The organism is Aequorivita sinensis (assembly GCF_006346335.1).
GTDB lineage: Bacteria > Bacteroidota > Bacteroidia > Flavobacteriales > Flavobacteriaceae > Aequorivita > Aequorivita sinensis.
Map to the genome: position 1 here is coordinate 531,504 of NZ_VDMC01000002.1, position 12,043 is coordinate 543,546.

Consider the following 12,043-nt stretch of genomic DNA (forward strand, 5'->3'; position numbering starts at 1 on the left):
AAACTCCCTAAATATTCAATAAAAACATACCTCAGAATTATTCTATTTTCATAAATTTCAGAATATAAATCTCTACCCTTTGAAACAAAATATAATTTCCCCACTCCTCTTGGTATGTAATATAAAAAGCATAACATTTTCTCTGTTAGCCCTAGTATTACTATGCACTTCTAATGAAATATTTGGACAATCCAATTCACGTATTGATAGCTTGAAAACAGCTTTTGAAAATGAAACCAATGATTCTTTAAAAGTTTTGTCGGAAATTAATTTAGCTAAGGGAATTCATAGAATGCAACACGACCTAGAGTCGGAATACTTTCACGCTAAAGAAGCAGTAGACCGAGCATTGCGAATAAATGATACGGTTTTATACGCTAGAGCTTTAGACAATCTTGGATTGTTGTACCGTTATCATCAACGTTACGATCAAGCGCTATCACTTCACACTAGAGCTTTTGAATTAATAAAAGATAAAGATGTAGACCCAATTTTCAAAATGATAATGGGGAATAACGCAGGTGTTGCTGGCCGTTACAATCACAAAAACGACACAGCATTTCTCTATTATATGCAAGCCTTAAAAATTGCCGAAGACGTAGATAACTTAAAAAACATAGCTATTTCTACTAACGGAATTGGCAACACCTTAAGCAATATACCTGGACGAGAAAATGAAGCTTTACCATATTTTGAACGGTCTTTAAAAGCACAACAAGAAATAGGCAATGATTTAGGAGTTGCTATGAACTATCTTTCAATTAGCGATTATTATATTGTAAAAGGTGATTTTAAGACTGCAAATGAATATTTAAAAAAACTTTTAAAATTAAATCAAGATAGAAATGATGAATTTGGAATAGCTATTACTTATGAGTATATGGGGATTTCTAAGTTAAAAGAAGGGGAGGATTTAGATAAAGCTGTGACTTATTTTCAAATTTCAGCCGATGGGTACAAGTCACTTAAAAACATCCACAGACAAGCAGAAATTCTTACCCACTTAGGGAACACTTATTTAAAAAAAGGTGAATTAAATCGCGCCGAAGACTATTATAAAGAATCCTTACAACTCTCTAAAGGCCTAAATGCCTTAGCAATGATAAGTACAAATGTTTTAAAACTTTCTGAAGTTTCTGAACAAAAAGGAGATTACAAATCGGCATTATCAAACTTTAAACTCTCTCAAGTTTATAAGGATAGTATAAATATAAATGAACAAAATGTAAAAATTGAAGCTCTCACACAGGAGTACAATTTAGAAAAAAAGGAAAGTCACATTCAATTTTTAGAAAAGGATAAAGCTTTACAGCAAGTGCTTTTGAATACTCAGAAAGATGAACTTAAGAGAAGGCAGATTATCACCATCCTTTTAGCGATTGCACTAGGTGCGATATTAATTATCTTTTTCATGCAGTATAGAAATTACAGAATAAGAAAAACAGCGAATGAGCGTTTAAATCAAGCTGAAAAAGAAAAAATGGTTACTATTTACGAACGAAACTTAGCACAAGCGGAAATTCTTGTAACTAGACTTCAAATTAATCCTCATTTTATATTCAACAGCCTTAACGCTATTACCTATCTTATACAAAGTGAACAGAACTGTAAAGCAATTGAATACTTAGGAATATTCAGTCATTATACAAGAATGGTACTTGAAACATCAAAACAGCAAGTTATCTCCCTTCAAGAAGAATTAGAGTTGGCCGAAAACTATCTTAAGCTCGAAGAGAACAGGTTCTCAAATGACTTTAAATATGTTATTTCAGGCATTGAGAACCCAGACCTTGAAGATGTCTTAATTCCGCCATTATTAATTCAGCCGTTCTTAGAAAATGCAATTTGGCATGGCCTTTTAGCCAGTCCACGTAAAAAGAAACTATTAAGCATTCATATAGAAATCGATGAAAACCAAACACAAATTATTATTGATGATAATGGCGCTGGAAGAGATAATAAAAATAAAATTAACACCATTAAAAGTCATAATAGTATGGGGATGGGAATAATCAAGGAGCGTATTGAACTTTACAATAAAACGAATGAAGGGAAAATTAATTATAAGATTATCGATAAGAAGGACGACGAAGGAAAGCCTTTAGGTACACGTATCATCCTAGAACTTTACAACACTATGGATTATTTTAGAAATCATCCAAGTAAAATGTCTGTAAGTCATGCTTAAGTCTTAAGGTTTAAATAAATTCGCTCGTGCTATCAAATATTTTAAAGCTTAAACTATCAGAAATTGACACTAGTCGAAATAAGAGAGAAGAAATTGCAGATTGGATAATTAATAACCCAAGGTATTTACCACAAACGCTTAATACATACTTTTCTTCTAATAATTCGCTATTGGTTAAGACGGCTTTCGTATTGGAAATTATATGTGAAAGGGAATTAAGCCTTTTCAGTGAATATCAAAATATTTTTTTTAAAGAGTTACCCAAAATAACAAACAGTTCTGCCTTAAGAGCGAGTGCAAAAATATGTGAGATACTCTGTAAAGAGCATTATTTACATCATTCTTCTATTTCTTTAAATATTGATGAGCAAAAAATAATGACCGAATGCTGTTTTAATTGGCTTATTACAGAACAGAAAGTAGCTTGTCAAGTACCTGCCATGACGTGTCTCGCTTTATTAGGAATGGAAAGCAATTGGATACACGAAGAATTGAAACAAATTTTAATAAAAAACATCCCAAATAAAAGCGCAGGGTATAAAGCACGAGCTAGAAAGGTTTTAAAAGAAATTACTTAGATTATTAGCGTTAAAATAAAGCTAAACCCCTCTAAAACATTGATTTCAGCATAATAGTTTCTTATTTTTGAGGAAACCTTAAAACAAAAAAATATGAGCTATTTAAATCTAGATAAAAAGAAAACTGCAACAATTGCAAAAGAACTTAATGTCCTTTTAGCAGACTACCATTTATACTATCAAAAACTACGTAATTTCCATTGGAATATCGTTGGAAGTAATTTTTTCGAACTTCACGTAAAGTTTGAAGAAATGTATGACGATGCTAAGTTAAAAGTAGATGAAATTGCAGAAAGAATTTTAACCCTTCGTTTCCAACCTACAAGTAATCTTTCAGATTATATTAAAATGAGTAACCTAGAAGAATCTTCAGAAAACACTAAAGATGTTGAAATGGTGAAAATTCTACTTGACGATCATGGGAAACTTCTAAAGCAGATGCGTAAGGTGGTTGAGAAAGCTAGCGGCGCTGATGATGAAGGAACAATCGATATGGTTGGAGGTTTTATAGGCCACATAGAAAAAATTAGCTGGATGCTAGATGCTTGGTTGATGAAAGCAACCGATAATCATCCAGAAGCTTAATAAGTACTTAAGTTATAAGTTTAGCAACCGTGTTAGAAAAAAGATATTTTTAACACGGTTTTTTTATTAGATTCATATAAATATGCTTAATAACTTTATTAAATCAATATTTAAATTTGATACCTTTATGTTTTAAAATTAATTAACTTTCTTTTCTAAACCTGAAATTTAATAAGCAAAAATGATGAATGGAATATTAGAGTTTTTGTCGAACATCCCTTGGTGGGCTTGGATACTTATAGTTTTATCAATAATCGCCATACGTGATGTTTTCTTTAATAAACGTCACACTATCAGTCACAACTTTCCTATAGTTGGTCATATTCGTTACATGCTCGAAAGTATTGGCCCTGAATTAAGGCAATATATAGTTGCCAACAACAGAGAAGAACTTCCATTTAATAGAATTGAAAGAGGTTGGATTTATGCTTCGGCAAAAAATCAAAATAACTACGAAGGTTTTGGTACAGACCGTGATATTTACGAGCCAAACTATATTTTTATAAATAATGCATTATTACCTTATAAGGTTGAAAAAGATAATCCGAATTACAAAAACCCATATTTTTTACCTTGTGCTAAGGTTATGGGAGCCTATAATAAACGTCGCAGACCTTACCGCCCTACGTCAATTATAAATGTTTCTGCAATGAGTTTTGGCTCTTTATCGGCACGTGCTGTAGAATCATTAAACAGAGGTTGTGCGCTATCCTATGCGTATCACAATACAGGTGAAGGTGGATTGTCGCCTTATCATAAAACCGGTGCCGATGTAGTGTTTCATTTCGGAACAGGATATTTTGGAGTTCGAGATGATGATGGCAATTTCTCGATGGAGAAAATGGTTAAAATGGTAAATGAAAATCCACAGGTTCGAGCTATAGAAGTAAAACTTTCTCAGGGTGCAAAACCAGGGAAAGGTGGGGTTCTTCCGGGAGCTAAAATCACAGAAGAACTTGCTGAAATAAGACACGTTCCTATTGGAAAAGATGTACTGTCTCCTCCTACACATTCAGCTTTTAAAGGTGTAAAAGGTTTAGTTGATTTTGTTGAAGATATTGCTCAAGAAACTGGCTTACCTGTTGGAATTAAATCGGCTGTTGGTAGATTAAACGAATGGGAAGAGTTGGCTAAAATAATGAAGGAAACAGGTAAAGGTCCAGACTTTATTACAATTGATGGTGGTGAAGGTGGAACAGGTGCAGCACCTCCTAGCTTTGCAGACCACGTTTCGCTTCCTTGGCTTTTTGGTTTTGCTGAAGTTTATAAGATTTTTAAAAAACACGACTTATGTGATAGAGTAGTTTTTATTGGCAGCGGTAAACTAGGTTTTCCTGCAAAGGCTGCTATGGCTTTCTCGATGGGTGCAGACCTGATAAACGTTGCTCGTGAAGCTATGATGAGCGTTGGATGTATTCAAGCACAGTTATGCCACACCAATACATGCCCTACAGGGGTTGCAACACAAAATAAATGGTTACAACGCGGTATAAATATTGAAGATAAATCGGTTAGAGCGCATTTCTATTTTAAAAACTTTAGAAAAGAACTTTTAGAAATGACTCACGCCTGTGGATATGAGCATCCTGCACAATTTACAATGGACGATGTAGATCTTACCGTTGGAGATAAGAACCTTATTAAAACCCTAGCTCAATCGTTTATGTATCACAAAGTACCGGTGCCTTTTGAAAGCATGAAAGCGCTTGCACATTGTCCCTACCTAGGAGGAAATTTTCACGAAAAAGAAGCTAAAAAGGAAGTTAAGGAGATGAAGAAACTGAATAAAGTTCGCTACTAAAAATTATGAAAACTCTTGGTTAGCTTAACCCTTGTTTAAAGTCTGTATAACCTCAACTCTCTTAATTTTTGAAGTTTCAGTATAAATAAACTGTGGAACGGTATAAACCTTTTTAGGCTTTTCGTATGCAGAAAGCGATGTAAAAGCTTCTGAAAAGTCCTTAAGTTCTAAAGTGTTTTCTGCTTCAACAATCATAATTACTCGCTCCCCTAATGCCTCATCTTTTTCTGAAGCGATAAAAAATGGGGTGTCTATATGAAGTGATAATTTTTCTTCAACTTCTTCAGGATGAACTTTAACACCTCCCGAATTAATAACGTTGTCTTTTCTTCCTAGGAAAATAAATGATGTTGGTGATATTAAGTTTACTACATCATTGGTTACAACTACTTCTTCTGAAATTTTTGGAGCTGATATTCGCAAACACCCTTCCGAAGTCTGAGAAAACTTTACTGTAGGAAGCGCATTAAAAGCCTTAGACTTATCAATTCCGTTTAAAGCTCGGATTGCAATATGACTGATGGTTTCTGTCATCCCATACGTTGAAAAAGCTAGTGTATCTTGAAGTTGTAATTCTTTTTCTAGTTCTACTGAAACAGCTCCCCCACCTATAATTAACTTCTTCACTTTATACAAATCTTTCAATGAATGAAAAACTTGATAAGGCACCATAGCTGTAAAATCGAAGTCTATTTCTAAATTTTCCAAAGGGCTCTTAACAGGGGCTCTGGTATATAAATCCCAGCCTGCAATCATTCCACGGACAAGCATCATTTTTCCTGCAATATATGCTGCTGGAAGACACAATAACGCTTTACAGTATTCTTTTAAGTCGAAGTAATTTACAGTTGCAGTGGCACTGTTAAAAACATGGTCTTTCTGAAGTTTAATAACTTTAGGAGTACCTGTAGACCCAGAAGTTTTAACAGTAATAAAATCTTTTTCATCTAGCCATTCTAAAATAAAATTCCCAATTGCTACTTCGTATTCTTCCTTGCTATTGAGTAAAAATTCGGCGTGCTTCTTCAAACCTTCTTCAGCAGAAAAAGCTTCTCCATTTAATCTAAAATTTGGATGTAGCAAACGTTTCACTAATCTATGTAAGTTGAATTAGATTCATTTTCTTCAATTACAACTATTGGCTCTTCAACTCTACCAAATAATTTTCCGCTCCAATCTGTCCATTTATAGCGCCACGCCATTAAAAGCAGGAAAATTGGGTAAATAATCAGTACCGGGGCAACTACATCAAAACCAGCAGAAGGGTCGGAAACATCTTTAAAAATTGAGTTTGTTTGAAATACCGTCCAATCTGCAGTTACTAGTAGCGCTGTAATTAAGTTGTTCCCTGCGTGAAATCCGAGGGCAAGCTCCATTCCTTCATCCATTAAGGTCATAATTCCTAGGAAAAACCCTGTCCCGATATAATATATCATTATAACATTCCCTAGTTTGTCAACCTCTGGATTTGCTAGGTGCAGCGCACCAAATATTACAGATGTTACAACCAAAGGAATCCATTTATTTTTAACAATAACACCGATTCCCTGCATTAAATAACCTCGAAAGAGATATTCTTCAAAACTTGTTTGTAAGGGTATCATTACCACTGCTATTAATGCTAAAATTAAGAATGGCACCAATTCAAATTGAAGTACATAATCTTCTGGATTGCTGTTGTAATCTAACAATGTAACTACCAAAGTCGTTATTGTAATTAGCCCAAAACCAAAGAAAACTCTTCCCCAGTCGGTTTTTTTACGCGAAGTTGTTAAGGTTACAAAAGGTTGTTTATGTAGGTATTTCACCACCAAAATAATTGCCGCTAAGCCTACAGCAAAACTTAACAACATCAGGAAAAAGGTTAAGTTCGAATCTAATACCGTCATCAAAACCCCAGGATCTTGTACCGATTCTATATCTCCACCTTCAGTCATTACCTTCAGCATTACAGCAACCAAAAATGGAATTGAACCTAATTGACTTGCTATGAAAATAATTAGAAATCCTACTAAATAACGCCACCAGTCGTGAAGAAAATTAAAAGCTTGTTTTATGTACATTTTATAAAAGTTTGATTTTTATGAAAGTGATTTGATTGTTAAAACTTAAAATTCCATTCTGCTTCTGCATCGTAATGCAAAGCTCCATCTGCAACGTTAAGAGGGCTGTCTATGTTATTTGTATACAAACTACCTGTACCTAGACCTTGAGGTAATTTACTGTTTTTTGTAAAAGTGTATTGTGAAATTGTATTTAAACCTATATTACTTTCTAAGGCAGAGGTAATCCACCAACCTGCATTGTATTTTTCAGCTAATTTAATCCAAGTATCACTTCCCTGAATCCCACCAATTAATGAAGGTTTTAGGATAATGTATTGCGGTTTTATAGTGTCAAGAAGCTTCTGTTTCTCTTCTTCTAAAAACACCCCTATTAACTCTTCATCTAAAGCAATAGAAAGCGGTGTATCTTCACAAAGACGCGCCATTTCTTGCCATTGTCCTTGTTTGATTGGTTGTTCGATAGAATGTAATTTTAAATCTGATAATACCTTCAACTTTTCTAAAGCTTCCTTAGGGGAAAATGCACCATTTGCATCTACCCTGAGTTCAACTTCTTGTGGTGAAAACTCTTTTCTTATGGATTTTAAAAGTTCTATTTCAGTTTTAAAGTCGATAGCTCCAATTTTCATTTTGATGCAAGTGAAGCCTTGCTTTAGTTTTTCTGAAATTTGTTCTTTCATAAAGCTTTTGTCCCCCATCCAAACCAAGCCATTAATGGGAATAGCTTCTTCTCCACGCGTAAATGCAGAAGGATAGATTTCAAAAGGGTTTTTGGAGTTTAAAGATTGGATAGCAGCTTCAACCCCAAACTGAATAGATGGAAACTCTGTTAAAGCTTCGTAGAGATTATCTTTTCCTAAATCAATATTATCGCAAACCCATTGAAGTTTCTCTTCGTAATCTGGGCGGTCGTCAATACTTAAACCTCTTAAGATACCACACTCCCCTACTCCAAAACTGTTTTCAGTTTTCAGGATAATGAAAAAAGTTTCTTTAGTATTTAAAACGCCTCGAGAGGTTCCACTCGGGCGTTTAAAGTTTAGAATATGTTTTTTGAAATGTGCTTTAATCATTAAACAACCCCTTGCCTATGCTTAGGGAAAAGTTAAAATTATAAATCAATAGACTCCCCGATTTCGAATAACATTAAATCTTTATTAGCGTCATAAAACTTACGCTTTGCCTCCTCGTGGTCTATTTCAATATAGCCAAATGTATCGTAATGAACACCAAGAACCTTATCGCATTGAACATAATCACTAGCAATAATAGCATCGTCTATTCCCATTGTAAAATTATCTCCAATAGGTAGAATTGCTAAGTCTAATTTAGTTCGCAGAGGAATCAATTTCATATCCATAGTTAAGGCTGTATCACCTGCTATGTAAATATTTTTATGTTCGCCCTCAATAACGAATCCGCCAGGTTGTCCACCATAGCTACCATCAGGAAAAGAACTTGTATGAATAGCTGTAACGTATTTTACATTTCCAAAATCGAATTTCCAGCTACCGCCGTGATTCATTGGGTGAACCTCGATACCCTTTTTTTCGTAATGTGTTGCAATTTCAAAATTACTTACAATTATAGCACCCGTTCTTCTAGCAATATTTGCAGCATCGAGGGTGTGATCCTGATGAGCGTGAGTAAGTAAAATGTAATCTGCCTTTAGGGAGTCAACATCTACTTTATCTTTTGCAAGTTCGTTTCCAGATATAAATGGATCTACTAAAATGTGTTTCCCTTTAATTTCAAGGGCTAAGCAATTATGTCCGTAATATGTAATTTTCATGATATGTGTTTTTTCTACATAAATATACTAAACAAGACAGCAAACAAAAAAGTGCCTAGTGCAACCTTTTTTAATTCGGCGTCTAACAATCTTGGAATTTTGTTAGTAAACACGGTTTTAATGTTTAATAAAAAAGGAATAAAAGCAATAATATAAACAAATTGCAATGCTTCTCGATAATTCAATGCAGTATAAAGAATAGCGCAAGCAATTCCAAAAATCAATAAAAAGGCGTGATATCTTTTAGCTTTGTCTATACCAAGCTTTACTACTAAAGTGTTTTTTCCAACAGCAGCATCGTTATCAATATCGCGCATATTATTCAAATTTAACACTGCAGTGCTAAAACAACCTACTGCTATGGCTGGCAACAGTAATTCCCATTTTAAATTATGTGTAAACAAGAAGAAACTACCTAAAACACTTAATATTCCGAAGAAAAGAAATACAAAAATATCTCCTAAGCCCGAGTATCCATAAGCATTTTTACCAACTGTATATTTTACCGCTGCTATAATAGACGCAATTGTGAGATTAAAAAATATAAAAGAAATTATAAAGTTTTCATTTCCGAAGGCTAAGAAAATTAAGAAAGTCGCCAACAAGAAAGTGAATGCTCCCACCACAAACATTCCAATTTTCATTTGCTTTGGTGTAATAATTCCCGAAGCAACCATTCGTTTTTCGCCTTCTCTTTTAGCATCGGTTCCGCGAACACCATCGCCATAATCATTTGCAAAATTGGACAGAACTTGAAAGCCAACAGTAACCATAATCGCTAGCCAAAAAATAGGAGAACTTAATACAGTTGAGTGAGTTAAGTATTCTACCCCTCCAAAATCGAGGTCAGCTTGAGACTGTAATACATGATTTCTCTCAATTATTCCAGCAGTTGCTCCTATGATAATTCCCGATACCGAAAGTGGAAGGGTACGTAATCTAGCGGCAGCAAACCAAGCCTTAATTTTTTTCATTCACTGTTTATTTGGCTCGCAAAAATACATTTAAAAAAGTGCTGCTCCAATTTTTTGAATTAGTGCTTTTTAGATTCAATTATTTATATTAGCATCTATAAAATCAAAAACGAATGAATAAATCTAGTTTTAACAATATTGCTTTACTGCTATTACGCTTAGGTTTTGGTGGTTTGATGCTTACTCACGGATTACCAAAGTTGCAGAAACTACTTGCTGGGGATTTAACTTTTAGAGACCCTATTGGTGTGGGAGAACCAGCTTCTTTAATTTTAGCCGTACTTAGCGAGGCAATATTCCCAATTCTAATTATTATTGGATTTAAAACTCGTCTATCTTCAATTCCCGTAATTATTACAATGGCGGTTGCAGCTTTTATCGTACACGCAAATGACCCTTTTGCAGTAAAAGAAAAAGCTATCTTATTCTTAATTGGATTTATTGCAATTGCTTTACTAGGTCCAGGAAAGTTTTCTATAGATAAGAAATAAGTTGCTCTATTTAGAATTGAACGATAAAAGTTAATTGAAAATCTTTACTAGCAATTCCTTCAGCAAGTCTCCTTGTGGAACGTTTGCTGCACCTACCCCTTTGCTTTTCATATCAACTTCACGAATGGCCGCAATAATTGCACTCACCTTTTTCATTGGGTAATTTGCTGCTGCTGTTTGATAATCTTTTACAAAAAACGGATGTACCCCTAGTACTTTCGCTGCTTCACTTTTGTTTGAAAGCGCGTGGTATTTCAATAATTTTGAGAAAAAACTATACAGTAATGCAATTGTCATTACCAGCGGATTGTTTTTCGGGTTTTGCGAGAAGTATTGAATAATTGCAAATGCCTTCTTTATATCCTTAGATCCTATTGCATTTTGAAGTTCGAAATTATTAAAGTCCTTACTTATTCCTATATTTTCTTCAATTATTTGAGGTGTAATTTGTTCTCCAGGTTTTAGAATCAACTGAAGTTTTTCTAATTCGTTATTTACTTTGCTTAAGTCGTTACCAAGAAATTCGACAAGCATTTGAGCTGCTTTGGGAGTAATGGTATACCCTTTTCCCGCTAAAACTCGTTTAATCCAATCTGGAACTTGATTGTCGTAAAGTTTTTTGCTTTCAAAAATAACTCCGGTTTTAGCGATTGTTTTTGCGAGCTTTTTACGTTTATCTAAGGTTTTATATTTATAACAAAGTACCAATATAGTAGTTGGTTGTGGATTTTCGGCGTAAGGCACAAGGTTTTCAATTGTGCGAAATAGGTCTTGCGCTTCTTTAACAATAATAACTTGTTTTTCTGCCATCATGGGAAATCGTTTGGCATTGCTGATTATTTCATCAACAGAAACATCACGACCATAAAGCACCATTTGGTTGAACCCTTTTTCCTCTTCAGATAAAACATGCTCTTCTATATATTTAGCTATCCCATCAATATAATACGGTTCTTCTCCCATCAAAAAATAGATAGGTTTTGTTTTTCCGTTTTTAATATCAGTTATAATGGACTTTACTTTGTCGAGTGGCATTGGACGATTTACGGTTAACGATTGAAGATTTTAAGTAGAAGAAATCTAATTTTGAAATTTGAATTTTAATTTTTGAATCTTTGCAAATGCAAAAGTTGAATTTTCCTCAGTATTCCTTCCGCTTCAAAAGTAGCGAAAATAAAACATTGGTTTTTGATGAAATTAGAAAAAAGTTCGTGGTACTCACTCCCGAAGAATGGGTGCGTTTACACGTAGTTCAATTTCTTTTACAAGAAAAAAACTACCCAAAAAGTCTTATAAATGTTGAAAAGCAATTAAAACTGAACAAAACAACCAAGCGTTATGATATTGTGGTTTTTAACAATGACGGGAGCATTTTTCTAATTGTGGAATGTAAGGCGCCTTCTATACCAATTAGTCAAATCACTTTTGATCAGATTGCTAGATACAATCTGGCTTTAAACGCGAGTTTTTTAATGGTTTCCAATGGGTTAGAGCATTACTACTGCCAGATGGATTATGAAAACGAACGCTATATTTTCCTAAAAGACATTCCGAACTATAAATAAATT

General features: G+C 34.1%; 12 protein-coding genes. 6 read left to right on the plus strand and 6 right to left on the minus strand.

Annotated features, from left to right (window positions below; all coding sequences use genetic code 11):
• Positions 1-79: 79 nt before the first annotated feature.
• The 4 genes from FHP04_RS05430 to FHP04_RS05445 all read left to right on the plus strand — a co-directional run bounded on the left by FHP04_RS05430 (position 80) and on the right by FHP04_RS05445 (position 5,152).
• Positions 80-2,188 (plus strand): tetratricopeptide repeat-containing sensor histidine kinase, encoded by a 2,109-nt coding sequence (locus FHP04_RS05430; protein ID WP_139854969.1) that lies wholly within the window; start codon positions 80-82, stop codon positions 2,186-2,188.
• Positions 2,189-2,214: 26 nt separating this feature from the next.
• Entirely contained in the window at positions 2,215-2,766 is a 552-nt protein-coding gene (locus tag FHP04_RS05435; RefSeq protein ID WP_139854970.1) for a globin family protein, read from the plus strand.
• A 93-nt stretch (positions 2,767-2,859) separates the two neighbouring features.
• A complete protein-coding gene (locus FHP04_RS05440) occupies positions 2,860-3,351 on the plus strand; it encodes a Dps family protein (protein WP_139854971.1) in 492 nt (163 codons plus the stop codon).
• Positions 3,352-3,535: 184 nt separating this feature from the next.
• Positions 3,536-5,152: an FMN-binding glutamate synthase family protein gene (locus FHP04_RS05445; protein ID WP_139855031.1), complete on the plus strand. Its 1,617-nt coding sequence runs from the start codon at positions 3,536-3,538 to the stop codon at positions 5,150-5,152.
• 24 nt (positions 5,153-5,176) lie between these two features.
• Here the strand turns inward: FHP04_RS05445 and FHP04_RS05450 are convergent, their stop codons facing one another.
• From FHP04_RS05450 to menA, 5 genes are read right to left on the minus strand one after another with little or no spacing between them, the layout of a single operon-like run.
• Positions 5,177-6,244, minus strand: coding sequence for an AMP-binding protein (locus FHP04_RS05450; protein ID WP_139854972.1), 1,068 nt, complete (start codon positions 6,242-6,244; stop codon positions 5,177-5,179).
• A complete protein-coding gene (locus FHP04_RS05455; RefSeq protein ID WP_139854973.1) occupies positions 6,244-7,215 on the minus strand; it encodes a CPBP family intramembrane glutamic endopeptidase in 972 nt (323 codons plus the stop codon). The genes FHP04_RS05450 and FHP04_RS05455 overlap by 1 nt, the downstream gene beginning before the upstream one ends.
• Before the next feature lie 38 nt (positions 7,216-7,253).
• Positions 7,254-8,288 carry an o-succinylbenzoate synthase gene (locus FHP04_RS05460; RefSeq protein ID WP_139855032.1) on the minus strand — a complete coding sequence of 345 codons (1,035 nt, stop codon included), beginning with the start codon at positions 8,286-8,288 and terminating at the stop codon, positions 7,254-7,256.
• A 41-nt stretch (positions 8,289-8,329) separates the two neighbouring features.
• Complete coding sequence (locus FHP04_RS05465) at positions 8,330-9,010, minus strand: metal-dependent hydrolase (RefSeq protein WP_139854974.1); 681 nt, start codon at positions 9,008-9,010, stop codon at positions 8,330-8,332.
• 14 nt (positions 9,011-9,024) lie between these two features.
• Positions 9,025-9,984, minus strand: coding sequence for a 1,4-dihydroxy-2-naphthoate octaprenyltransferase (gene menA / locus FHP04_RS05470; RefSeq protein ID WP_139854975.1), 960 nt, complete (start codon positions 9,982-9,984; stop codon positions 9,025-9,027).
• A gap of 113 nt (positions 9,985-10,097) precedes the next feature.
• On the opposite strand from menA, the gene FHP04_RS05475 reads away from it, so the two are divergent.
• Positions 10,098-10,475 carry a DoxX family protein gene (locus FHP04_RS05475; RefSeq protein WP_139854976.1) on the plus strand — a complete coding sequence of 126 codons (378 nt, stop codon included), beginning with the start codon at positions 10,098-10,100 and terminating at the stop codon, positions 10,473-10,475.
• Between the two features lie 30 nt (positions 10,476-10,505).
• On the opposite strand, the gene holA is transcribed toward FHP04_RS05475, so the two are convergent.
• Positions 10,506-11,510, minus strand: coding sequence for a DNA polymerase III subunit delta (holA, locus tag FHP04_RS05480; protein WP_139854977.1), 1,005 nt, complete (start codon positions 11,508-11,510; stop codon positions 10,506-10,508).
• Between the two features lie 86 nt (positions 11,511-11,596).
• Here holA and FHP04_RS05485 point away from each other — a divergent pair, with 86 nt between their 5' ends.
• Positions 11,597-12,040 carry a type I restriction enzyme HsdR N-terminal domain-containing protein gene (locus FHP04_RS05485; protein WP_139854978.1) on the plus strand — a complete coding sequence of 148 codons (444 nt, stop codon included), beginning with the start codon at positions 11,597-11,599 and terminating at the stop codon, positions 12,038-12,040.
• Positions 12,041-12,043 lie beyond the last annotated feature (3 nt).

What these genes read in the sequence shown, in the direction of transcription:
- FHP04_RS05440 (WP_139854971.1), top strand. Translation starts at nt 2,860, where the DNA reads ATGAGCTATTTAAATCTAGATAAAAAGAAAACTGCAACAATTGCAAAA.
- FHP04_RS05445 (WP_139855031.1), top strand. Translation starts at nt 3,536, where the DNA reads ATGAATGGAATATTAGAGTTTTTGTCGAACATCCCTTGGTGGGCTTGG.
- FHP04_RS05455 (WP_139854973.1), bottom strand. Translation starts at nt 7,215, where the DNA reads ATGTACATAAAACAAGCTTTTAATTTTCTTCACGACTGGTGGCGTTAT.
- FHP04_RS05465 (WP_139854974.1), bottom strand. Translation starts at nt 9,010, where the DNA reads ATGAAAATTACATATTACGGACATAATTGCTTAGCCCTTGAAATTAAA.
- menA (WP_139854975.1), bottom strand. Translation starts at nt 9,984, where the DNA reads ATGAAAAAAATTAAGGCTTGGTTTGCTGCCGCTAGATTACGTACCCTT.
- FHP04_RS05475 (WP_139854976.1), top strand. Translation starts at nt 10,098, where the DNA reads ATGAATAAATCTAGTTTTAACAATATTGCTTTACTGCTATTACGCTTA.
- holA (WP_139854977.1), bottom strand. Translation starts at nt 11,510, where the DNA reads ATGCCACTCGACAAAGTAAAGTCCATTATAACTGATATTAAAAACGGA.
- FHP04_RS05485 (WP_139854978.1), top strand. Translation starts at nt 11,597, where the DNA reads ATGCAAAAGTTGAATTTTCCTCAGTATTCCTTCCGCTTCAAAAGTAGC.